Below are 23,144 nucleotides of genomic sequence, written 5' to 3' on the forward strand. Positions count from 1 at the left end.
TTTAAAATTTCCACCATTCATCATACACAGTTACTGGTAGCTGACGCTTGTGTTCTGTTTTTCTGTAACGTTCTTCAATTTGTTTCTTTATTGTTTCAGGCACTGACTTGCCTTCTAGATAGTCATCCAACTGATCATAACTCATTCCTAATGCCACTTCATCTGGTAATCCTGGCTTATCATCTTCCAAATCAGCAGTAGGTGCCTTTAAATATAAATGCTCAGGTGCTCCTAGCTCTTTTAACAATGCTTTTCCTTGTCGTTTATTTAAACCGAAAATAGGAGTAACATCACAAGCCCCATCACCGTGCTTTGTAAAAAAACCAGTAATCGCTTCAGCTGCATGATCGGTTCCTATGACAAGACATCCAAAATGCGCAGCCAAATCGTACTGAACTTTCATTCGCTCTCTTGCCTTCGTGTTTCCTTTATTAAAATCGGATAATGGCTCACCAGTTGCAAGTTCAAATGCTTCTATCGATGCGTCTACAGCAGCTTTTATATTAACCGTAATCGCCTTTGTCGGTCGGATAAAACGAATAGCATCTTGTGCATCCTCTTCATCTTGCTGAACACCATATGGTAATCTCGTCGCATAAAATGCATATTCCTTTGAAGCTTCCCGATTTAACTCATCAATAGCCATTTGAGCTAGCTTTCCAGTTAACGTGGAGTCTTGTCCTCCCGATATGCCTAAAACGAATCCATTTGCACCTGTATGTATTAAATAGTCCTTCAAAAACTTTACCCTTCTTTGAATTTCTTCCTTCGGTTCAATAGTTGGTTTTGTTTGTAAATCAGACATAACGATTTGTTGCTGAGTCGTCATTAATCTCATCCTTTCCATTCAATAATCGGTGTAGTTGATCAATCTGTCCTTCCTTCAAAAGAACGTCTTTCTGAACAGTTCCGACTAAATCAAAATGAGGGTATACATCTCTTTGATGAATCCATTCTTGCTTTAAACCATATTGCCTACCCCATTCAATCAAAGCTTGTCTATTTGAGCAAGCGACTTTCGTTACCGTCGTACAATTCGGAAAACGGTCATCCAGCCAATAATGAGTCAAAAAAGCAATCTCACCGTTACTCGCTTTTTCTTTCCATTCCATTAATTTCGTACGTGAAATCCCAAAAGCCATTTTCTTCCCCTTTGATTTCTATTTATTTCAATAGTATAGCATAAGAGTAAGAATACTGTCTTATTTGAACAATAGAAAAAGCGTGTATCGCATTGTCTACGATACACGCCATAAAGGGTTATGAATTACTCATTTTTATATCCAGTTTGTCTAGCCCGCTTTTCATCTTCCATCTCTGCTTCAAATGCTTCAATGCTTTCTTCTCGACGTTCGTTTTTAGCGCGTACATCTTGTTTTTGTTCATTTGACATGTTCGTTTCAGCAATTGCCTCCTCAGCCGCTTCAATATTATGCTGAGTATTTCGTTTCATTTCTTGTAACTTTTCTACATTATCATTTCGGTTATCCGGCTTAGCCATTCCTTTCTCCCTCTTTCCTATGAGAATTTATTACACAATTAGTATGGAAAAAAGAGTAAAGATTATACGAAGGCCCATGAAAAAGTTGTGGTTTTATTTTTTCAGTTCTTCATACTTACTAAACCATTCGGGGAAAGCTTTCTTAAATGCAACAGGCTTGAAGTTTTCTTTCTTCACTACGATGTGTGTCGTTTGACCCTCAACACAAAGTTCTCCTTTTCCATTCACAATACTGTAGCCATAAATCGTTTTAATTCCATCATTCAATTCAATCCAAGTATGAACATAGGCCCGATCACCATAACGAATTGGCTTCTTGTATGTAGCTTGGACATCATATACTGGTGCAAAATATCCACTTTTCTCCATCTCTATATAACTATACCCCACCTCAGCTATGAGACTCGCTCGACCTAATTCAAAATACTTTAAATAGTTAGCATGATAAATGACACCCATCATATCTGTATCTGCATACAAAATTTGAATTTCCTTTTTAGAAATATACAAAAATATCGTCCTTCCTTTATTTAAATATCTTCTTCCGTAATAGTCATTAATGCTTCTTTCGTTAACAATTGTGACGCACTTAATCGAACGGATTGAGACTGAACCGCTTGTTTAAATCGATCTACCGCAAAGCGTGCTTGCCCCGTATGAGCCTCATCCAATAGAGCTCTCATTTTCTTTTTTGCTTCTTCTGTTAAGATATATCCAGCTTTTTTTGCGCTTTTTTCAACAATTTCCATTAATTCATTTGCTGTGTACGGATGAAAATGTACAGTTTTTTTGAAGCGTGAGCGAAGCCCTGGATTACTCTCAAGTAATTCGTTCATTTCTCGTTCATATCCAGCAATGATGACAACGAGATTTTCTTCATGCTCCGTCATCTCTTGAACGAGTGTTTGAATCACTTCTTTACCGTAGTCTCCTTGTCCACCACTTAACAGACTATACGCTTCATCGATAAATAACACTCCGCCTAATGCGTCTTTAATTTTTTCTTTCGTTTTCTCTGACGTTTGACCAACATAACCAGCAACTAGGTCAGCTCGACTAACGACAACTACATGACCTCGCTTTAATAAATCTAATTCATTTAATGCTTTAGAGAACAGCTTAGCTACTGTTGTCTTACCCGTTCCTGGTTCACCCGTAAAAACAGAATGTAGTTCGAGTGGTAGCGTTTGAAGCCCTTCTTCACGACGCCTTTGTTGGATACGGACGAACGAAGCGAGAGAATGAATTTCTTCCTTAACATGATCTAAACCAACCATATCATTCAGTTCATCTAACGCCCTTTTCTCCTCAGTTCGTTTCTCATCTGTTTGGAAATCTTCTGCATGAAGCAAAACAAAATCATCAGCTTCTGCAGATGGAATTGATACTTTCGCTCCTTTTTGAAAGATTGCTTCGAGAATGAATGATTTTGTCGTACGGGCATTTCCAAATGAGTCATCTACCTTCGCTTTTTCTAATCTCTTTTGCAACTCATACGTTGCTTGAGTTGTAAGAAGAAAATCATTTTCAACTGCAATCATCTCGCCAATTTCTAGCAGTTCATCTATCGTATAATCATCAATATGAATCATGTTATGTTCAGGAAAACGGCTTCTTAAACCTGGATTCGCTCGCAAAAAAGCTCTCATTTCTACTGGGTAACCGGCTAACACAACTGCAAATGACCCTGCCATTGGTCCTGTCATTGCTGCTACTATTGTATCTATTGCCGTTTGTCCATAATCATTAGCTGAAGCTCCTGATCGTTTTAAGCTGTATGCCTCATCAATAAATAAAACACCACCTTTTGCTTGTTCAATCAGCTTCATCGTCTGCTCTTCTGTTTGACCAACATAGGCACCCACTAGCTGAGAACGGTCGACCTCTAATACATCTGGTCTTTGCAAAAGACCTAATTCATAATAAATTTTGGCGATTAAACGAGCAAGGTGTGTTTTACCAGTACCTGGATTACCGGTTAAAATCATATGTAGATTTAGTCCATCCTTCGATTGATACCCTTTCTTTATTCGTTCTTGCTGGTAATCTAAATATTGATAAAGCTTCTTAATTCGCTTCTTAACTTCTTCTAATCCAACCATTTTTTCCAATTCATTAATTGCAGTTATATGTTGTTCCTCATTAACGTTACTCATTAAATCATGCCACTTTTGACTAGTCGTTTCAATTTGCTTAATCATGTTCAATAGCTCACCATAAAGCTGGACAGAATGATAGATGCCTTGTAATGAATCCAAATACCTTTTTGTCGTTTTCTTAAGCCTATTAAGCATTTCTGCTAGTACATCAACTTGCTCCTTAATCATTCTTACTTGCTCTATACGTGAATCTTCAGAATGACTTATCATTCGATCCGAAATCTTATTCCATACGTTCTTAATGTCATGCAATTGATGCTCAAAGTCAGCAATCATTTTAAAGTAGCTACTGGCCGTCTCCTTCTTTGTTACACTATTATCTGTCTCTCGAATTGGTGGAAAGCGAGTTGGTATCGGTAATTTTTGCAGCATCGAGAAAAGCTGTTCAACGTACATCTCTAATACTTCTTGACTAGTCGGATCTATTTTATTCACATTTTCTAGCCATTCATTCGTCATTGCATCGACAAAACCGATACGCTCAAATCGAGACTTAGCTAACAATATGTACAATGTAGACAACATATCGGATGGAAAATCATCATACTTCTCTGCTTGATTCATTAATTGCCATATGTCCGCTTCACGTAGATTCTCATTTCCCGATTGTAAACTCTGTATGATATGAATAATCTCTTCCTTTGACCCTTTCTCCCGTAGCAACTGTATCACCTACTTTGTTGTTGTATTATTTTGACTAATACGTGATTCCTCTAAAATCATTAAAACAGTTTTTATGTCATTTGTTAAGACAAATGCGCTGCCTGTATTGCTTATAGAAAAGAGTGCCTGCCTCCTTAATGGCAGTACACTCCTTCTTCCATAACATTACGTGCATATGTCTCAATTACTGTACCATCCTCCGCTAAAAAGTCAATTGGATGTTGATCATCCCAAGTGTCATTCGTTGAAGTGACATTTAAAAAAACTTCATTTTCTAACTGAGCAATATACGATCCGCCTTCATAATGAATTTGAACACGTGCGACATCTTCCGGTTCTTGAATCATTCCAAATGTCACATACGTATAAGCAAAGTCATCATCATGCCAATTCCCACTCTGAACACGGAATGTTCGAATTTTTTGTTCTTCCTCTCTAACAGAAGTCCCTCCAATGGTTAACATCGCAACCGGAAGACGCTGGTAACCGTCTTCAACTTTGACTAAACGTTCTACCACTAAATCATCGTCATTTACGGTGTAAACAACATAACGTTCATTTTCAACTTCCATTTCTTTAAGTACGGCCAACTCCGTCGACTCTTCGTAGTTTTGCATAAGTGCTTGTTTTAAAGTAGGATAAACCGTTTCATCAATCTGATTGTCTCCAACCTCAACGAACATCATAAAGCTAAAATAAACCCCGATCATTGCAATCACAAACGATATAACCGATCGATTGTTTGTTTGTTTTTTAAACAATTGATATAGACCATATAAAAATAATAGACAGCTTAATACAAGGATGATAATGGCGATGCTCGAAACAGTTAAATGAATTATCCCTATTTGAACTGCATCCCCTATAAAAAGCTGCATCAAAGGTGTAATAGATTCTGTTTGCAAGGTCCTCACTACTTCATGTGGAGGTGTCTGTTCAGTCATAATACCTGAAATGAGTAAAATAACAAAAGCTAGAACAGACTCGATTTTAAATGACTGTTTTGTTAAGCCGGTTTTCGTGATCTCCGCCTTCATCCCAAGCACTAGATGGTGGAAACCAAAAGCAAGCAATGGCAAGAAAATTAAATGCTTAATCAGTAACAGTTGACCATATGTTAGAAGCCACGATTGAACGTACTCCGGAACAATAGCCCCCATTAGCAGAAACCCTGAGAGGATAATCGCAGAAACTGAAAACGCCGCAGTAAGTGAATACCATTTAAAGAAAGACGAAGGAATTTTATCATCATCTGAAAACCACGAAACTACGGCTAATATGCCAATCCATATGGTAACAGCTAAGAAATGAATATAATTCCCCATAAATCCGCCCCAGCCTGCAATGGAAGCTGCATGAGACGACCAGCTAGCTACTCCAACAAGTAAAACCGCTAAAATAACTTGTTGCCAACCATTTTTTTTATTCTTCAATAGGATTAAGATGAAAACAATCATAATCGATAGGAACCACGCTTGACCTACTGAATATTCAAATAAAACGGTTTGAATACTTTCTAGCCAAGAAAGGCCAAATTGACTTGACAACACCCATACGACTCTACCTACAGGAACTGCTAACAGTAAAGGTGTAATAGATATAGAAATAAAATATACCTTATCTCCGACAATTTTGGGTCTTCGTTTTTGCGAAATCGCCTGTAAAATTGCATATCCGACTACAAATGATAAACAAACATACAAAAGCCAGTTTGCAATGGATTCAATCATTTATCGTCTCTTCTTTCTTAATAGAAAAATAATCGTTAGAATAATGATCACACTAACAATAACAATAGGTAAGACAACCGAATTTTGATCATCATCTCTATCATTTTCTTCTTCCATAATCTCTTCGCTTTCTTCAATCACTTGCCCTGTCTCAGCCTCATCCTCAACAGAAGGAGTTTGCTCTTCTGATATCTCTTCCAATTCCTCATCTATCTCTTCTTCTAACGGTGCATCAACGACGAATGAAAAAGATCCTTCCGTTGTATGAGTATCTTCACCTAAAGCTTGCCATTGCACTTCATACTCTCCCGATGGAAGCATGTCATCTAAGTAAATGGTTAGCACAGGACTTTCCACTTCTACGGTGCCTTCAACTTCACCTTCTTCACCAATAACGGTTGCTGTACTAACATTCTCAATTCCAGCATTAAATGTTAAGACAATTTCCTCCACTATTTCTACCTTCTCACCTTCACTTGGCTCTGACTCTTCTACGTACGAATGCCCAGATGCAATGGTTGGTAGTAGTAATATCACGCTGAGACAAATCAATGTTAGTACATAACTTTTTCTTTTCATTTTAAGCACTTCCTTACTTTATATTTCTTAAAATTTTCATTTGTTTACTATACAATTAGTTTTGTTACATAATAAAATGATTGATTTTCGACACCATACGAACATTATTTCAAACGTACAGACAAAACTATGCAAACGTGAGAAAATAGTTACGTTACACTTTGTAGAGAGGAAGAGATATGTGAAAAAGCTCATTATCTTAATTGGATACATCATCATCGGTTTTCTAATTTACCAATATGGCGAATCTCTACTCCATTGGATTCGCACTGGAGGAACAGATTATGTCTTCCTGACCATTATACTAGCAACGCTTTTTTCCTTATTCCCTATCATACCTTACCCGATCATTGGCGGCATCCTAGGGGCTGCGTACGGTCCGATTATTGGTAGTAGCATAACATGGATAGGCTCATCTCTTGCTTCTATTTTGATGTTTAGCTTTGTACGTTATGGTTATCGTGACTGGGGAAAAAAATGGTTATACCATAATGACTATGTCGCAAAACTAACGGTCTTATTTGAACGAAATGCCTTTATGACCATATTTCTAACACGACTGATCCCGATTATTCCATCGATTATCGTGAATATTTATTCTGCATTAAGTAAAGTGTCCTTTGTTCGTTATACCATTGCTTCCTCTTTAGGTAAAATGCCTTCAATGATTCTGTTTGCTGTTGTTGGTAATACGATTGTAAACGAACCAAAAGATCTATTATTTATTGCTGTATTTTATGGAACATTCTTAGCAGTCGTATACTTCTTCTTTCGCCTATTCAAAAGAAGAGAACAAATCGGCTAGAGACTACTACTCATAAAAACAATGATACGTTTTCTTAAACTGTACAATATCGAAAAAGCCACGTAACCTATTAATACACCGAGAGTATTTAAAATAACATCATCTATATTGGCTACACGATGTGTAAATACGAACTGGCTAACTTCTATACTTATTGACGTTAAACATCCTAAAACCATTACAATAATTATCTTTCGTAATCGTGAAAATAAAGCTGGTACTAAAAAGCCAAAAGGCAGGAAAAGAACGATGTTCCCAATTAATATGCGAATTGGATCGATCATGCTTGGACTAAATAAACCGATTCGGTATATACTTCGAAACGGTATTATATTATAATTGCGGCCACCTGGACCTGCAGGACCGAGGGAGGCTCCATAGTTCCATGCTAGCAATGTAATGTATAATAAACTAATGATATAAATAATAAAGATAAATGTTAGAATTTGATGACGCTTCAACTTCCTCCCCCTTTTCACATACTCGTCCTAATATGTTTTTATGCAATAGCCGTATGATTCAGACGCATCAAATTAACATTTTACCATATAGGCTTCATATTAACATGCATTTTTGAAGAAAGTGTGAAATAAGGAAAATACGACAGAAGGGCGCTTTTAAACAATGCGCAAAACCGTTGAATGAAGGGCATTGAAAAAGTCGATATATACTTTTTCAGTGGCTTCCGCGACAGCGTCTTTTCTTTAAACCGACGTTCGGAGTCGTTACAGCGGTTTTCAGTTTTTCTGAAAGTGGGGTTCTTTCAGAAAACATCTAACGAATGAAGCCGTCACTCTCCTTTGAGTTTGCCGACACCAGCTATGCTTTTCCACATTTTTTTCATCGAATTTTATAAATTCTTATTCTGTGAACAAAAATAAAGGTCTGCCTTAAAAGATTCAATGCATCTTTTAAGACAGACCTTTCATTTATTAACCTTTAGGAGGTATATAGTTAGGCTGCTTCGAACTTTTTGTATTCATTTTTTTTCCATTATTTCGGTTCGATTTGACAGGTTGAGTCCCTGGATGGTCGGGACGGAATTGGGCAAAATTTGATTTTGTAGACGTACTTTTCATACAGATCCCTCCTCATTAATAGCATTACTCCAAGTAGGAATCCTTATGCCACCCTTATATATCCAAGTGATTAAGAGCCCTTTTCTCTTCCCAACGCTTCTCTATACGCTCTAATTCCTTTGGATTATTTAAAAGCTGCAATCGATTTTCATAAATTAAAGTAGCTAATGATGGTTTTTTCCTTCTTTTCATAAATGTCACCTCTTCCTTTTTCTACCCATTTTTTACGAAGAGGTTTTTTTTATACATTCATTGAAATATTTTTAGGACTAATATATGTTTGCCCTGCTTCATCAATCGTCATAACGAAAATGTCCTTTGGGTTTGCATACCCTTGCTTATGAATCTCATTACGCAACCATTCAATCGTTCCAACTTTTTTCACATTAGCCTCTATAATTTCACCATCTTCAATTAACACGGTTGAATACCCTTTTGAAACAGTATTCTTATTCATATCTCGTAAAGTTACACTTTCATAACTTGACTTCTTTATAACGCTGATTTGCCCATTCATTTCTAATATCGCGTAATCAATCTCAGTTAAATCACTAGCACTACTTAAACGCAAATCCATCATAAACGCTTCTAACGTAATTTTTGCCTTTCTTAGCTCTTCGTATAGAATAACACCATGTCTCATTAAAATAATTGGTTCGTCCTCAATGACACGTCTGAAACGTGGGGCCTTCAAGGCAAAATAGGATAGTCCGAGATGCAAAGCTGCAATCGTTGCTGCTGCACCAACAGGGCCTCCTAATGGTAAAGAACCATCTGTCAACGGTTCCCCTAAAATGTCCCCAATGACGACACCGAAAATGAAATCAAGTGCATCAATAGAGCTCATTGAACGCTGGCCTAACACTTTTACAATAAGAAAGATATAAACATAGACGACTATTGCACGTATCACAAAGCCCCACACGGGCATTGCTTCGCCTCCGGTCCAAAATTCGAACAATGGAAATCCCCCGTTACTGGCTATTTTTGATTATTATCCATCTTTCGCGCTTCCATTTCAGCATAAGAAGCAAATTTATTTTCTGAATCATTTTCCTTACCATACTTTTTTGCATTATTATTACGTTGTGCATTCGCATTTCCTTTTTTTTGTTTACCCACTTCTCAACTCACTCCTTATATTTAATAATCTTAGTTTGCACACCGTTTGAAATCTTATGTGCCACAACATAAAAAGGATGACCGAAAGAATTTGTGTTCACTCTTCTTTCGATCATCCTAATATGGATTCATTCATTCAGTTGTTAATAGTTATTATGCTTTGGCATCAACAAGCTTGTTGCGAAGTACCATTTGTAAAATACCACCATGACGATAGTAATCCATCTCTACTTCACTATCGAAACGAACGACTACTTCAAATTCAGTTGTTGCACCATCCTTAGCTGTTGCAATAACTTTCACAACATCACGTGGTCTCACATCATTCGTAATTTGAACATCAATCGCTTCTTCGCCTGTTAAGCCTAATGTTTCCGCACTTTCACCTTCCTTGAATTGTAACGGCAATACACCCATTAGAACAAGGTTACTTCGGTGAATTCGCTCATAACTTTCAGCAATAACCGTCTTAATACCTAGAAGATTTGTTCCTTTAGCTGCCCAGTCACGTGAACTTCCCATTCCGTAATCCTTACCAGCTAAAATCGCAAGACCGGTTTCTTCTTCTTTGTATTTCATTGCTGCATCATAAATCGCCATTACTTCTCCAGTTGGCCAATAAGTTGTATAGCCACCCTCAGTACCCGGAGCAATTTGGTTACGAATACGGATGTTCGCGAACGTACCTCTCATCATCACATCGTGGTTACCACGTCTTGATCCATATGAATTGAAATCTTTTGGCTCAACGCCTTTAGAAATCAAGTACTTTCCTGCTGGCGTATCTTTTCCAATCGCACCTGCTGGCGAAATATGGTCAGTAGTAACCGTATCACCAAACTTACCGATCACACGTAGTGAAGATAGTGGCTTAATATCTTCTGGATCAGGAGATAAATCTTCAAAGAACGGTGGATTAGCAATATAAGTAGAATCATGATTCCACTTATAAAGCGCATCGTCCGTTGTTTTAATTTCATTCCAGCTTTCATTACTATCAAAGACATCATTATATTCGCGACGGAATAAGTCAGGAGTGACTGTTTCTTTAACAACTTCGGCAATTTCTTCAGCTGATGGCCAAATATCATTAAAATAAACATCCTTGCCATCTTGGTCTTTTCCTAAAGAATCGTTGCGTAAATCAATGTCCACTGTTCCAGCTAGTGCATATGCAACAACTAAAGGTGGTGACGCAAGGTAATTCGCCTTCACTAATGGATGAATACGACCTTCGAAGTTTCGGTTACCTGAAAGAACAGATGTAATCGTTAAATCATTTGCAGCAACCGCTTCTTCGATCTCATCAGCGAGCGGACCTGAGTTCCCAATACATGTCGTACAGCCATAACCAACAATGTTAAACCCTAACTTCTCCATGTATGGAAGTAGACCCGAATCAGTTAGATAGCCTGTAACAACTTTCGAACCCGGAGCTAAAGAGGTTTTGACGAAATCAGGTACTTCAAGACCTTTTTCAACTGCTTTCTTCGCAACAAGCCCCGCACCAATTAGTACGTATGGATTTGATGTGTTCGTACAGCTTGTAATGGCTGCAATCGCAATTGAACCAGTCTCCATAGTCGTCTTATGACCATCATTAAATGTCACTTCAACTTTTTTATCGAATTCAGATTCTGATAAGCCAAGTCCTTGTGTTCCTTGAGGTGCAACAACCGCATCACGGAATGACTTTTGCATATCATTCAGCTCAATTAAATCTTGTGGACGCTTTGGACCCGAAAGGTTCGCTTCAATCGTACTTAATTCAATTTCAACAATGTTTGTGTATTGCGGATCAGGCGTCTCACCTGGAACATAGAATAAATCGTTTGCTTTACTATATTCTTTTACAAGCTTAATCTGCTCTTCAGAACGACCTGTTAAACGCATGTAATTTAACGCTTCTTCATCTACTGGGAAGAAACCACATGTTGCCCCGTACTCAGGTGCCATATTGGAAATAGTCGCACGGTCAGCAAGCGGCATTACTGCTAATCCAGGACCAAAGAATTCAACAAACTTCCCAACAACCTTCTTTTCACGTAGTACTTGTGTAACCTTTAACGCAACATCAGTTGCAGTCGTTCCACTTGGAAGCGTGCCTGTAAACTTAACACCAATGACTTCTGGTACAGGGAAATAAGAAGGCTGACCAAGCATTCCTGCCTCAGCTTCAATACCTCCAACACCCCAACCAAGTACACCAATACCGTTAATCATTGTCGTATGAGAGTCCGTTCCGACTAGAGTATCAGGAAAAGCAACTGTTTCTCCATCTTCTTCAACAGAGTGTACAACATTAGCCAAATACTCCAAGTTAACTTGGTGAACAATACCTGTAGCTGGTGGTACTGCACGGTAATTATCGAATGCCTTTTTTGCCCAGCTCAAAAATTCGTAACGCTCTTGGTTACGTTGGAATTCAAGGAACATATTATGTTCTAATGAATCATCTGTTCCAGCTCTATCAACTTGAACAGAATGGTCAATAACGAGATCAACCGGAATTTCAGGATTAATTTGATCAGGGTCTCCACCCATGTCTGCCATTGCTTTTCTTAGTGAGGCTAAGTCAACAACAGCTGGAACCCCAGTGAAGTCTTGAAGAATAACTCGAGATGGCTTAAATGGTACATCAATATCTTTTAATTTGTCACTTCCCCAATTTGCCAGGTTTTCAACATGTTCTTTCTTGATAACATAACCATCATATTGACGAAGTACAGATTCGAGCAAAACTCTTACCGAATAAGGTAAACTTGAAACGTTTCCAATCCCCGCATCTTCTAAGGCTTTTAAAGAATAATAGTTAATTGTCTTTCCATCCAGAGAAAAGGATGAACGTGCCTTAAATACATCATTTTTTTGCGACATATGTATGCCCCTCCTTTACAAAACTATCATACATCAACTTTTTTCTCTTGTCTAAATATCTGGACTTACTAGTTAATGAAGCGCTTTAATCATTAACTTGCAAATAACCCTATTTAAGAATATCAAAAGTTAAGGCAAGAATAAACGTCTTTTTGCATTTTTTCTCAAACATCGTCAAATTATGTAGTCACTTTGAGCTAATCCACTGGAAAACCACCTAAAACTTTACACATCAAACATGAATATTCACTTACTAAAAACAAAAACTACTAATGGAGGTGACAACCTTGGTTAAAAAGAAATCCAAACATCAAGTGACATCGATGACTGCTAAAAGTGCCCAAGGGAAAGATGCTGGTATAAATAGTGGGTTCATGCAGGAGTCAGCTGGAGAGCCCTTAACGGAAATGCAGAAACAACATAATAAAAAAACAAAAAAACGCCAGTAAGAGGTGATATGCACAATGACAGAGCATAATACGTATTCAGAACAAAGAAGAAACGCCCAAAAAAATCATCAATCCAATAGTCAGCCAGGTCCGTTAAGTGGGTCAAAAAAGGTGAAAAAACACAACCATACCCATCAAGCACACGCTGGAAGAAATTAAATAGCATAAGCTGTCCAAAAATTATTCATGAATGAGAGATTAAAAACATGGCGGTGCACATCAGCTACTCCAGAAACAAACTTCGCTTACCACAGGAAGTTCCTCGTACTACGTGAGGGCACTGAAAAGTAAGCTCCAAAATAATATAAACTTTATCTAAATCTAAAAAGAGAAAATCGACGCTGTCGGGATAGGGCGCTCTCCTGCAGGCGGGCGCTGAACGAACTGGCCACGCCAGTAGATTTCAGCTTATCCTTTCCTGAGGCCATTGAAAAAGTCCTTTCTAGTAACTCAAGGAAGAGTAATGGCTCCGCTCGTTGCGCGCCTTGCTATGAGAAAACCACTCATTGCAATGCTTTCAAAATCGGGCAACGGCTACGCACATTACTTCAAAGCCACTGAAAAAGTTAAAACCAAACTTTTTCAGTGGCCTTTCCTTTCCTCCTGCTGGAGTCGGCAACCCATCCCGTCCGCTTGAGATTCATTTCACATCTGTTTTCCCCGCGTCTCATCATAAAAGAACACTTTGAAATATTACAATAAAGTCGTTTAAAACTCTCAGTTTTCTTCTACAATCGCGCACGGTTCTATTGAATAGTATCGTGTAGTAAGAGTAAATGGCTTTGTTGCTTTTCTTATTTCTCCTTCAATATAAGCACCCGTTCGTTTATGTACATTTTTTCGCATTCTTTTTATAACATTAATAAATTTTCCTTTGAAACCCAACCATTATACGTTCAAGTGGTACCCATCCAATAAACCTTGGTTTTTCCCACCCTGGAGCAGTGGTTAACTTTTCTACATCAAGATAATGATTAATCCTTACCTTATCCCAAGCATGAATAACCTCTCCATTACCAATAGATAAGCCTACATGCCCCCAATTTTTTCGTTCACTATTAATAACTCCTACGCAATCATAAAAAACAAAGGTTCCTTTTGGAGGTATACCTGTTTGCTTATTTGCTTCATATAAATCTGCGGATTCTTTTGCAAAATCTCCACCAAAGATTTCAATTTCATTACTTCTTTCTAATGCATCCTCTACAAAAGCCAAACAAATAAAACAATATTCTTTAGAATTCAGATGACCTTTAGCCCACTCAATTGCATTGTCACTATACTCAGCATAATTTTTATCCATTTTATTGTCTCCTCTAATTCATCATTTTAAGGTAATAAATTCAACAAAAAGAGCTTCACTCCCTGCAATGTAATAAATCAATCTGAGCATTGCTTCTTTAACTAACCTTCCCAGTTACTTCAACAACGGTATGAACTGTTGCAATGGTAGCTCCTCAACTAATGCCCCGTGAACAAAAAGGATATACTCCTTATAGAAGTAAATACTCTCTTAATATTAGACACTTTACAAGGTAAACTTTGCTAACTGTTCACCCCAAGATGATAATTCAGTTTCAATAAATCCAGCCTTTTTATAAGCTAATTTAGCTGATATATTATAAGAATTATACCCAATCATGATTAATGGAATATTACTATCATTAATGCGTCTTATCTCATCAATAACTTGTTTTATTGCTTGTACACCTAACCCTAGAGGTTTTCCTTTAAAAATCCTAAAGAAGTATAAAATTTATCAGCCTGTTCCGTATCTGTATGAAGCACCAAAATGTTATAATATCTTTTTGCTTCGTCGATCATCTTTTTTACCAAAAGACTCCCTACACCGTTTCTTCTATACTCCTTACTAACATAAAATCTTCTCAACCTACCAATAGATTTTTCATTTGAATATGGGTCTTTATTTAATCCACCAATAGCAACAAGGACATCGGAAAATACTTATGGATAAATTGATGTGCTGCTTCAATTGGGATTAACCTATTTAAATTCCCCAGTGTCTTCACCCCTGATTAAAGAAATTTCTAATACTTATTTTCTATTTTAAAGAGAAAAATACCTTTAAAAACCCCTTTCCTCTACCCAAAATGCCTTGTTAAACAATCTGGACGTCGTTTGAAGACCCTGTTAATTTAAGTGTTACTTAACAACTCGCCTAATACGTTAAATCCACTTGTATCAGGCTTTTCAAAATAGGAAAAGATTACGCACATTGCTTAAAGGGCACTGAAAAAGTTAAAAACCATACTTTTCCAGTACCCTTCTTCTCATTACGCAGGAGTCTACCTAAATTTCATTCACTACGTTCTCGTCACGCTTAAATTCACAGCTAAACCGTTTCATTATATCCTAGACTCTAGCCATACACTTACTCTTCCTTCTCCCTTTGCTTTCGTTCCTCACGCCGTTGCTTTCGCAATTTGTGACGCTCAATCGCTCCTTTATATTGCCACTTCTCTTCTTCCGTTTCCGGTATAACCGGTGGAACAAGCGCAGGCTTTCCAGATTCATCTAAAGCGACAAATGTTAAATAAGATGTAGCTGTTAACCGCCTCTCTCCCGTCAATAAATTTTCGGCTTCCACTTTCACATAGACTTCCATTGATGTTTTATGTGTATAAGTCACAAAGCCCTCTAAACAAATCGCTTCACCAGCATGAATCGGTGAAATAAAATCCAAGCTGTCACTAGAAGCTGTAACAACCATTGAGCGAGCATGTCGCATAGCACAAATACAAGCGACTTTATCAATGTACGCCATTACATTACCACCAAATATAGAACCTAAAAAATTCGTATCCGGGGGTAAAACAAGATCTGTCATCACAGCCTTTGATTGTGACGCTTTCTTTCCTTTCTTTCCTTTCGTTCCTTTCATCCAATCACCTACTTCAATTAAATATTCTTTTGCTACTATTCGTTCTTAATCATACAGTAGTTACATACAAATTGCCTAAATCACAGTCAATTACATGCTATAATCCATGTCTTCGTTGCAAAAAAATATTGAGAAGCTTCCCGGAAAAAGCAGCTAACGTTTGCTGAAATAATGTTCCAATGACAATCGGAACCGAAACCTGTGCTGGAAAATACAAAATAGCAATCGTTGCTCCTACACTAATATTACGCATTCCACTATTAAATAAAAGACTAATGGTTACTTCATCACTAAGACGAGCCCATTGCGCCAAAATAACGCCTATTACATAACCAAGCATCGCTAACACCAAGACACTAATTCCAACTTTAACTAAATGCCAGCTTAATTGAAAGGCTGGAGCAGCAACAGAGCTATTAACAGCAATTACAACAAATAAACCTATTTTTGAAAAAGGAGATAAATAGCCTTTTATTTCCCTTCCTTTCTCTAGTGTGAACTCACTCAAAACAATCCCTAGCAAAGAAGGAACGACAATCATCCAAAATAGGCTTGTCATGATTTGCCATGTATTCATTTCAATATGAGCCCCAACCAAAACCTGTAAGGAGAATGGAACGAGTATGGGCGACATAAGCGTATTCATTAGAACAATCAATAATGATATCGATAAATCACCTTTATAAATCGATACCCACATTAAACTAATAACACCTGTTGGAATAATAAACGCAATTACGATTCCTACTAACGTATAGTGATCATGAGCAAAAAAAATATGCCCAAAGCCATAAGCCATAATCGGCATAATGATTTGTAATACGAAAAGAGTTAATAGAATGGGTAGCGGACGAGCTAGTGATTTTTTTAATTGATAACTATTTATCCCGATACTACTAACAAATGTAATAAAGGCAAAAATCCACGGGACAAGCATGACGAGCATTTGAAGCCAGCTCGTAAATATGAGTCCAATGAGAACCGCTATGGGTGTCAAATAGAACATTCTCTTTTCCAAAAAAGAATTTATTTGTTTCAGCATTTCCTCACACCTATCTTCTTAACAACTATAGAACAACATCTTATCAATCATACTCTATTCTGTTATAATTAGTAAATATAACAACGTTTTCAATAATGGAGGATTAAATGAGCGTAACGATAAAAGACATTGCCAAAAAAGCCGGAGTGAGCTATTCAACCGTTTCAAAGGCTTTAAGAAATAGTCCCTTAGTAAAAAAACCAACTAAAATAAAGATTAAGGAAATTGCTGAACAACTAGGTTATCAGCCAAACGCTGCAGCACGAAGCTTAGTACAAAAAAAATCCTATACAGTAGGTGTCATATGGCCTACAGTTGAACGTGTTGCTCCTTCTATATTAATCACTAAATTAAATGAGCTACTCGAAGAACATTCATACACAACTTTACTGTCCATTAACAAAGTCGACCAAGCGATTGCAACCTTCAATCGATTCCAAGTAGATGCTATTATTGTCTTTGGAGAACTTGATAACGTTCAAGAGTTATCACTAGCATCAACGGTTCCGATTTTACACTACGGCGTTCAGACCTTGAAAGATGCTCTGACAATTGATGTGAATCGGCAATATGCGATCAAGCTTGGTGTTACACACCTCAAGGAGTTAGGACATGAACATATTGCGTTTATCGGAGACCAATCAAAAGAAAACACATTGCAACGCGCAAAATTAGTCGGTTTTCTTGAAGGTATGGGTCTAAATGAGAAGTCAGAAATAGAAAAGCTCGTGATACCAACAAACGGATTAGAGCTACACGATGGATATATGGCAGCAAAGCAACTCTTTGAAAGACAAAGTAACATTTCTGCTGTTATTAGCGGTAGTTATGATTTAACACGTGGCATCTTACGAGCAGCTAATGAGTTTGAGTATAATGTACCTAAACATTTTTCTATCGTTAGCTATGATAACATTCCGCAATCAGAGGACTTACATATCGAATTAACGACAGTCGGGGTTCCTATTTCCCGAATTGCAAGTGAAATTACGAAGTGTGTTTTAACGATGATCGAGAGTAAAGAACCTACTCGTTCCGTTGTTTTAGAACCAGAAATTAATATAAATGAATCGACGAGAAAAATCTAAGCTAGAGACACAACAAAAACGAGATGTTCGTAAGTGCGACTATAAAATAAATTTTCAAAAAATAAGAGATGGAGTGCGCTAAGATCCATTTCTGCCAAGATCATCTTATCCCTACATCTCATCGCAAGAAACTCAAAATAACCATCCATCATGATTTTTTCAGATGGATGGTTATTTACTTTTATTCTACATGTAACCTGAATCATTTGAGACCAAGACATGTATATGTTCAATCGTTCTAGCTTTTAATAGATTTCGAGATTTGGTAGGTCGGTCAGTATTTTCATAAAGTACTAACAGAAATCAATCCCATTCACTTGTGCTATCGGACAGGCTTAAATAACCGCAACTGCGAACGGAACTATCATCACTTCGATCCTGACGTTTTTTACAACTACTTCAGATCTTCCATCTTAACGAAGTCCATATCTTTAAATGTATAATTCTCTCCAGCCATTGCCCAAATAAACGTATAGTTATTTGTACCAACACCTGAGTGAATCGACCATGGTGGTGAAATAATCGCTTGCTCATTTTTCACTACTAGATGACGTGTTTCGCTTGGCTCACCCATAAAGTGGAAGACTCTTGATTCATCCTCCATATCGAAATATAAATAAACCTCCATGCGTCGATCATGCACGTGTGCTGGCATCGTATTCCACATATTATTAGGCTCAAGGAGTGTCATTCCCATCATTAACTGACAACTTTGTAACCCATCACCATGAATATACTTATAAATGGTTCGATTATTTGATTCACTATCAGATCCTAGCTTTGTCGGCTCAGCATCAGCGATAGGAAGAACCTTCGTTGGGTACTGTTTATGAGCAGGTGATGATACTAAATAAAATCGAGCTGGATTAGAGGCATCCTCACTTGATAATGTCACTTCTTTATTTCCTAAACCGACATATAGGCAATCACGCTTTTTTAAATCATATGATTGTCCGTCAACCGTTACCGTTCCATTTGGTCCTATATTAACAATTCCTACTTCTCGTCTCTCAAGGAAATAATCTGTACGTAGTGCATCTCCAGCATCTAATTTCAGATCTTCTCCAGTAGGAATCGCTCCTCCAATAACAACACGATCATGATGTGAATAGAATAAATTGATCTTCCCCTCTTCAAATAACGATTCAATCAAAAACTCTTCTCTTAATTTTTCTGTTGTATATTTTTTTGTATCCGTTGGGTTTGCTGCATATCTAATTTCCATCACTAATTTCTCCTTTCAAATTTTAATAGATTAAGAACTCATCCATCCACCATCAACACAAAGTACATGACCATTTACATAACTTGACGCATCAGAAGCCAAAAAGACTACAGGACCTTTTAAATCAGCAGGTGTTCCCCACTCGCCCTTTGGTATTCTTGATGTAATATAAGCATTTCGAGCTTCATCGTTACGAAGCGCCTCTGTATTATCTGTCGCCATATAACCAGGAGCGATAGCGTTTACATTAATGCCTTTGCTTACCCATTCATTTGCCAATGACTTTGTTAAGCCAGCAACCGCATGCTTACTTGCTGTATACGCTGGAACTCTTAAACCACCTTGAAAAGAGAGCATTGAAGCTATGTTAATAATTTTTCCGGAACCTTGCTTAATCATTTGCTTTCCAACCTCACGTGTTAGTCGAAAAACAGAGTTTAAATTTACGTTAATGACCGCATCCCAATCCTCATCAGAAAACTGTTCCGATTCATTTCGACGTATAATGCCCGCATTATTAACCAAAATATCAATCTTATCCACCTTTTTCAAAGCGTCATCGACTAATTGCAAGGCAGCACCTTCTTGACTTAAATCAGCATTAATTTCATAAAATGACTGACCTAGTGCCTCGATTTTGCGACGAGTATCAGACATATCACTAATCCCTGCGCCGATTACATCTGCTCCAGCTTCAGCTAATCCAACTGCCATGCCTTGTCCCAGTCCACGGCTAGCTCCTGTGATGAGAGCTACTTTACCATTTAAAGAGAAGGGCGTTTGCACCATACCAAAACCTCCCAATACCGAACGTCATAGCGTTCATTTATGTTCGTTACAGTTCGATTATAACACCTACATCACAAGAGTTCAACTTAAAACAAAAACAAACTCACTTAATTCCCTACTAAAACAGGAACGCCTAAATGCTCGATTTCTTTTCTAATATGAACATCCAATTGATTATCCGTTACGATCCCATTTACATCATTGATATGAGCAAATTGAATTAATCCTACCTTTTCGAATTTGGTTGAATCAGCTACTAATGTCACTTGATCTGCACATTGCAAAATTTGCCTTTTCCACTCAATATGAAAGCTATTTAGTACAGTTAGTCCATGTTCGACTGAAACCCCTGTTGCTCCTACGAATAACCGGTTAACACGGATACGTTTAAGTAGATCAGACGCTTGAACACCGAACAAGGAGCTTGATGTTCCAATCCGAGTTCCACCTAATACCATTAATTGGACAAGCTCTTTATTCATTAATTCATAGGCGATTGTAATATCATTTGTAATGACCGTAACTGGAAAATCCCCTAACAAGTTCGCTAACTGACGTGTTGTCGATCCCCCATCTAATAATATCGTTTCATTCGGTTTGATTAATGTAAGTGCAGCCTCTGACAAATTCAATTTTCGTTCATTATATTTAGATTTTCGTTCATTAATGGGGAAAAGACTCCCGCTTTCCTCCTGCAATACTGCTCCACCATGAATTCGTTTCAATAATCCTTTTTCCTCTAACGTGACTAAATCAATTCGAATCGTCTTTTCTGTTACCCCAAGCAAATGGCTCAGTTCAGATACTTTTACAATTTTCTTTTTTTCTAATTCATGTAATATGGCTTCAAAGCGTTCTACTGAGTGCATAAAATCCTCCATCGATAACAAAACTATTTTTGTCTTTCTATTATCGAACGTAAATGAACATTTGTAAACATGAAATATGAAAAACGTGACAGCGTCTTTTCTTTAAGTTTGCCAACAACCTTTATGCTATTCCCATGTTTTCTTCCTCGATTTTTTTAAGTTCTTATACTGTAAAAAAGCTTTATTTCTCTTTAACTTACTTCATTTACATAGAAAAAATCACTCATGAACGCGGTCATAAGTGATTTTTTCATTTAATTATTTTAGGGCATAGGCCATAGTCGACATAAGCGCTAATTCTGGTTGAGTTGAATCAAGTCGGCTATATTGAACGATAATCGGTTCATCGCTTTCGATTTCTATCGCATAAGGAACGCCTACTGGAATTTTTTCACCGTCTAATGATAGCTCACTAGTCCGAATATGCTTTGTCCGTTTTGCTGGTACTTCATAAGCGATTTGTTCTAAAGGTGGACGATCCTCGAAATAAATCGTTATGGCTAGTTGTGCCTTTCTCTCTTGACAGTTTAAAACACAAATCGATTCATGACTCAATAATTCATTTGTACTCTCTGGAGGAATATATCCATCCGGAATATACCAAATTTTTTCGCCTTTTTGCATGTTACATCTTCCTTTCTATTGAGGCTCTATTGATTAACTGGCCTTCTTTGAATTAAATCAGTAGGTGTTAAACCAGTAAATTTTTTAAACGTTGTCGTGAAGTAAGCAGGGTTTCCAAATCCAACCTTCTCAGATACTTCATAGATTAAATAATTTCCCTCTTGAAGCATTTTCTTGGCCCGCTCCATCCGTATTCGAGTAATATAATTTTTAAACGATTCTCCTACAATATTTTTAAAAATTTGTCCGAGATAATTACGGGAAATATACAATTCATTCGCAATATCTTGTAACGTAATGTTCTCACTTAAATGTTCATTCACATACTCAACAATTTGTTCAACTAACTGCCTATGTTTCTTATTTTCATCCCAGCTTTGATGGATACAAATTTGCTTTGTTTTTCCCTCTATAAATTGTTGTAGTTCAGTCCAATTTGTTAACAGTGATAAATCATAGATTAAATCTTTATTCTCGGGCAAAATTTCCGATAAATTCATACCAATATCATGTAATGAATACGTCATAATGGTCCACATTTCAATTCCAAGTCTTACCGCAGCAGCTTGATGGTAAGGTTGATCTTTAAGCTTATCAAAAAATGGTGAAATAACATGACGGGCTGCTGTTTCATCGGCATGTCGAATTGCTTCAGAAAGCTTTTGACTGACTTCCATACCATTTGTCCATAGTTCATTCGTGACAATTGCTTTTTCACTTAGTGGTGAGACAGTAGTCGGTATGACTGTACGTTCCAGTGCCACTTTCATTGAGTCTTGTAGCTGCTCCCAATTAGAAAGAATAGAACCAATGCTTACATTCACCTTCACTTGTAGAAAAGACTGAATGCTATTTTTAATTTTATTTGCTATATTGTGTAAGCTGTCCATAAATAATTCTGAATCTTGTTCACTATGAATTGTTAAAATCCCTTGAAACAAATGAACTTCAAAATATTGATAATCATTAAATAGTTCTTCGGTAAGATCATTAATAATATTGTTACAAGCAAATCGAAATAAATTCCAATCTGAATGGTAAAATGAAGTGTTTTGCAACGGTTCATCATACGTAATAGCTAGAACGGCATGATTTTTATACTTCCATTTTGCGATATAATGTTGAATGCTTTTCGGAACATTTAACACATTCGCAGTACCTGTAACAACCGATTTAACCCATTCTTTTTCAACTAATGATTCATAAACAACTACCTTATTCTCTAATTCCTTCATTTGCTTTTGCTCGGTTCTCTCATCTTGTAATTGACTGATCATTCTTTCTAACACTTCTGTTATCGTATCTAGGGAAGCGGGTTTAGACAAATAGTCGGCAACGTTCAACCTCATTGCCTGTCGTGCATATTCAAAATCATTGTAACCGCTTAAAATAATGACTTTACAATTCAAGCAATCCTCTTTCAATTCTTGGATCATTTCTAACCCATTTAAAATAGGCATATAAATATCTGTAATCACGATATCTGGCTTCACACGCCTTATTAATTCTTTACCATCCTGACCATTTTTAGCTTCACCAGCCCATTGACAATTTAAGCGCTCCCAAGGAATCACTTTTTTCATTCCTCTTAGAACTTTTTGATCGTCATCAATAATGACCACTTGCCACATATAAAGACCC

General features: G+C 37.2%; 25 protein-coding genes and 2 pseudogenes. 4 read left to right on the forward strand and 23 right to left on the reverse strand.

Translation table 11 applies throughout. The features are described from left to right. Window position 1: 1 nt before the first annotated feature. The 7 genes from nadE to ACERJO_RS18075 form a co-directional block, all read right to left on the reverse strand. Window positions 2–829, reverse strand: a complete 828-nt coding sequence (gene nadE / locus ACERJO_RS18045) for an ammonia-dependent NAD(+) synthetase (RefSeq protein WP_373648411.1) — start codon at window positions 827–829, stop codon at window positions 2–4. Next, a complete protein-coding gene (locus tag ACERJO_RS18050; protein ID WP_373648413.1) occupies window positions 798–1,142 on the reverse strand; it encodes a hypothetical protein in 345 nt (114 codons plus the stop codon). The genes nadE and ACERJO_RS18050 overlap by 32 nt, the downstream gene beginning before the upstream one ends. A gap of 125 nt (window positions 1,143–1,267) precedes the next feature. Then, window positions 1,268–1,501 (reverse strand): small acid-soluble spore protein Tlp, encoded by a 234-nt coding sequence (tlp, locus tag ACERJO_RS18055; protein ID WP_247105374.1) that lies wholly within the window; start codon window positions 1,499–1,501, stop codon window positions 1,268–1,270. 93 nt (window positions 1,502–1,594) lie between these two features. Next, window positions 1,595–2,011: an acyl-CoA thioesterase gene (locus ACERJO_RS18060; protein WP_247105373.1), complete on the reverse strand. Its 417-nt coding sequence runs from the start codon at window positions 2,009–2,011 to the stop codon at window positions 1,595–1,597. A gap of 20 nt (window positions 2,012–2,031) precedes the next feature. Further along, entirely contained in the window at window positions 2,032–4,323 is a 2,292-nt protein-coding gene (locus ACERJO_RS18065; RefSeq protein ID WP_247105372.1) for an AAA family ATPase, read from the reverse strand. A 134-nt stretch (window positions 4,324–4,457) separates the two neighbouring features. After that, entirely contained in the window at window positions 4,458–6,053 is a 1,596-nt protein-coding gene (locus ACERJO_RS18070; protein WP_373648415.1) for a copper resistance D family protein, read from the reverse strand. Beyond that, window positions 6,054–6,632, reverse strand: coding sequence for a copper resistance CopC family protein (locus tag ACERJO_RS18075; RefSeq protein WP_247105370.1), 579 nt, complete (start codon window positions 6,630–6,632; stop codon window positions 6,054–6,056). Between the two features lie 181 nt (window positions 6,633–6,813). On the opposite strand from ACERJO_RS18075, the gene ACERJO_RS18080 reads away from it, so the two are divergent. Continuing rightward, a complete protein-coding gene (locus tag ACERJO_RS18080) occupies window positions 6,814–7,437 on the forward strand; it encodes a TVP38/TMEM64 family protein (protein ID WP_247105369.1) in 624 nt (207 codons plus the stop codon). Here ACERJO_RS18080 and ACERJO_RS18085 read toward each other — a convergent pair. From ACERJO_RS18085 to acnA, 6 genes are all read right to left on the reverse strand, one after another. Continuing rightward, complete coding sequence (locus ACERJO_RS18085; RefSeq protein WP_247105368.1) at window positions 7,434–7,898, reverse strand: VanZ family protein; 465 nt, start codon at window positions 7,896–7,898, stop codon at window positions 7,434–7,436. The two genes, ACERJO_RS18080 and ACERJO_RS18085, sit on opposite strands and share 4 nt — an antisense overlap. A gap of 471 nt (window positions 7,899–8,369) precedes the next feature. Next, the gene (gene sspN / locus ACERJO_RS18090) at window positions 8,370–8,516 is read right to left on the reverse strand and encodes an acid-soluble spore protein N (RefSeq protein ID WP_247105367.1); all 147 of its coding nucleotides are present in this window, start codon (window positions 8,514–8,516) and stop codon (window positions 8,370–8,372) included. A 54-nt stretch (window positions 8,517–8,570) separates the two neighbouring features. Beyond that, the gene (locus ACERJO_RS18095; RefSeq protein ID WP_247105366.1) at window positions 8,571–8,708 is read right to left on the reverse strand and encodes an FbpB family small basic protein; all 138 of its coding nucleotides are present in this window, start codon (window positions 8,706–8,708) and stop codon (window positions 8,571–8,573) included. Window positions 8,709–8,757: 49 nt separating this feature from the next. Further along, window positions 8,758–9,477 carry a DUF421 domain-containing protein gene (locus ACERJO_RS18100; RefSeq protein ID WP_247105365.1) on the reverse strand — a complete coding sequence of 240 codons (720 nt, stop codon included), beginning with the start codon at window positions 9,475–9,477 and terminating at the stop codon, window positions 8,758–8,760. Between the two features lie 20 nt (window positions 9,478–9,497). Continuing rightward, the gene (locus ACERJO_RS18105) at window positions 9,498–9,638 is read right to left on the reverse strand and encodes a hypothetical protein (protein WP_247105364.1); all 141 of its coding nucleotides are present in this window, start codon (window positions 9,636–9,638) and stop codon (window positions 9,498–9,500) included. A 153-nt stretch (window positions 9,639–9,791) separates the two neighbouring features. Further along, window positions 9,792–12,515 (reverse strand): aconitate hydratase AcnA, encoded by a 2,724-nt coding sequence (gene acnA, locus ACERJO_RS18110; protein ID WP_373648418.1) that lies wholly within the window; start codon window positions 12,513–12,515, stop codon window positions 9,792–9,794. Window positions 12,516–12,793: 278 nt separating this feature from the next. Here acnA and sspO point away from each other — a divergent pair, with 278 nt between their 5' ends. Both sspO and ACERJO_RS18120 read left to right on the forward strand, forming a co-directional pair. Then, window positions 12,794–12,964, forward strand: a complete 171-nt coding sequence (gene sspO / locus ACERJO_RS18115) for a small acid-soluble spore protein O (RefSeq protein ID WP_373648438.1) — start codon at window positions 12,794–12,796, stop codon at window positions 12,962–12,964. Between the two features lie 15 nt (window positions 12,965–12,979). Continuing rightward, a complete protein-coding gene (locus ACERJO_RS18120; RefSeq protein ID WP_373648419.1) occupies window positions 12,980–13,123 on the forward strand; it encodes a small acid-soluble spore protein P in 144 nt (47 codons plus the stop codon). A 700-nt stretch (window positions 13,124–13,823) separates the two neighbouring features. On the opposite strand, the gene ACERJO_RS18125 is transcribed toward ACERJO_RS18120, so the two are convergent. From ACERJO_RS18125 to ACERJO_RS18145, 5 genes and pseudogenes are all read right to left on the reverse strand, one after another. Further along, entirely contained in the window at window positions 13,824–14,267 is a 444-nt protein-coding gene (locus ACERJO_RS18125; protein WP_373648421.1) for an NlpC/P60 family protein, read from the reverse strand. Window positions 14,268–14,492: 225 nt separating this feature from the next. Further along, window positions 14,493–14,699 (reverse strand): annotated as a pseudogene (locus ACERJO_RS18130) (GNAT family N-acetyltransferase); the annotation flags it as partial. Next, window positions 14,681–14,914 (reverse strand): annotated as a pseudogene (locus tag ACERJO_RS18135) (GNAT family N-acetyltransferase); the annotation flags it as partial. The pseudogenes ACERJO_RS18130 and ACERJO_RS18135, both read right to left, overlap by 19 nt. Window positions 14,915–15,356: 442 nt before the next feature. Then, entirely contained in the window at window positions 15,357–15,866 is a 510-nt protein-coding gene (locus ACERJO_RS18140) for an acyl-CoA thioesterase (RefSeq protein ID WP_373648422.1), read from the reverse strand. Between the two features lie 97 nt (window positions 15,867–15,963). Beyond that, on the reverse strand, window positions 15,964–16,908 hold the full coding sequence (locus ACERJO_RS18145; RefSeq protein WP_373648424.1) for a bile acid:sodium symporter family protein: 945 nt from the start codon (window positions 16,906–16,908) through the stop codon (window positions 15,964–15,966). A 107-nt stretch (window positions 16,909–17,015) separates the two neighbouring features. Between ACERJO_RS18145 and ACERJO_RS18150 the strand changes: the two genes are divergently transcribed. Then, window positions 17,016–17,996: a LacI family DNA-binding transcriptional regulator gene (locus ACERJO_RS18150; RefSeq protein WP_373648426.1), complete on the forward strand. Its 981-nt coding sequence runs from the start codon at window positions 17,016–17,018 to the stop codon at window positions 17,994–17,996. 394 nt (window positions 17,997–18,390) lie between these two features. Here the strand turns inward: ACERJO_RS18150 and kduI are convergent, their stop codons facing one another. The 5 genes from kduI to ACERJO_RS18175 all read right to left on the reverse strand — a co-directional run bounded on the left by kduI (window position 18,391) and on the right by ACERJO_RS18175 (window position 23,134). Beyond that, window positions 18,391–19,221, reverse strand: a complete 831-nt coding sequence (gene kduI, locus ACERJO_RS18155) for a 5-dehydro-4-deoxy-D-glucuronate isomerase (protein WP_247105344.1) — start codon at window positions 19,219–19,221, stop codon at window positions 18,391–18,393. 30 nt (window positions 19,222–19,251) lie between these two features. After that, on the reverse strand, window positions 19,252–20,010 hold the full coding sequence (gene kduD / locus ACERJO_RS18160; RefSeq protein WP_373648428.1) for a 2-dehydro-3-deoxy-D-gluconate 5-dehydrogenase KduD: 759 nt from the start codon (window positions 20,008–20,010) through the stop codon (window positions 19,252–19,254). Between the two features lie 107 nt (window positions 20,011–20,117). Beyond that, window positions 20,118–20,879, reverse strand: a complete 762-nt coding sequence (locus tag ACERJO_RS18165) for a DeoR/GlpR family DNA-binding transcription regulator (protein WP_247105343.1) — start codon at window positions 20,877–20,879, stop codon at window positions 20,118–20,120. A gap of 258 nt (window positions 20,880–21,137) precedes the next feature. Next, the gene (locus ACERJO_RS18170) at window positions 21,138–21,503 is read right to left on the reverse strand and encodes a sensory rhodopsin transducer (protein WP_373648429.1); all 366 of its coding nucleotides are present in this window, start codon (window positions 21,501–21,503) and stop codon (window positions 21,138–21,140) included. Window positions 21,504–21,529: 26 nt separating this feature from the next. Further along, the gene (locus ACERJO_RS18175) at window positions 21,530–23,134 is read right to left on the reverse strand and encodes a response regulator transcription factor (RefSeq protein ID WP_373648430.1); all 1,605 of its coding nucleotides are present in this window, start codon (window positions 23,132–23,134) and stop codon (window positions 21,530–21,532) included. Window positions 23,135–23,144: the final 10 nt, after the last annotated feature.

The organism is Halalkalibacter sp. AB-rgal2, assembly GCF_041821005.1.
Lineage (GTDB): Bacteria > Bacillota > Bacilli > Bacillales > Bacillaceae_D > Halalkalibacter.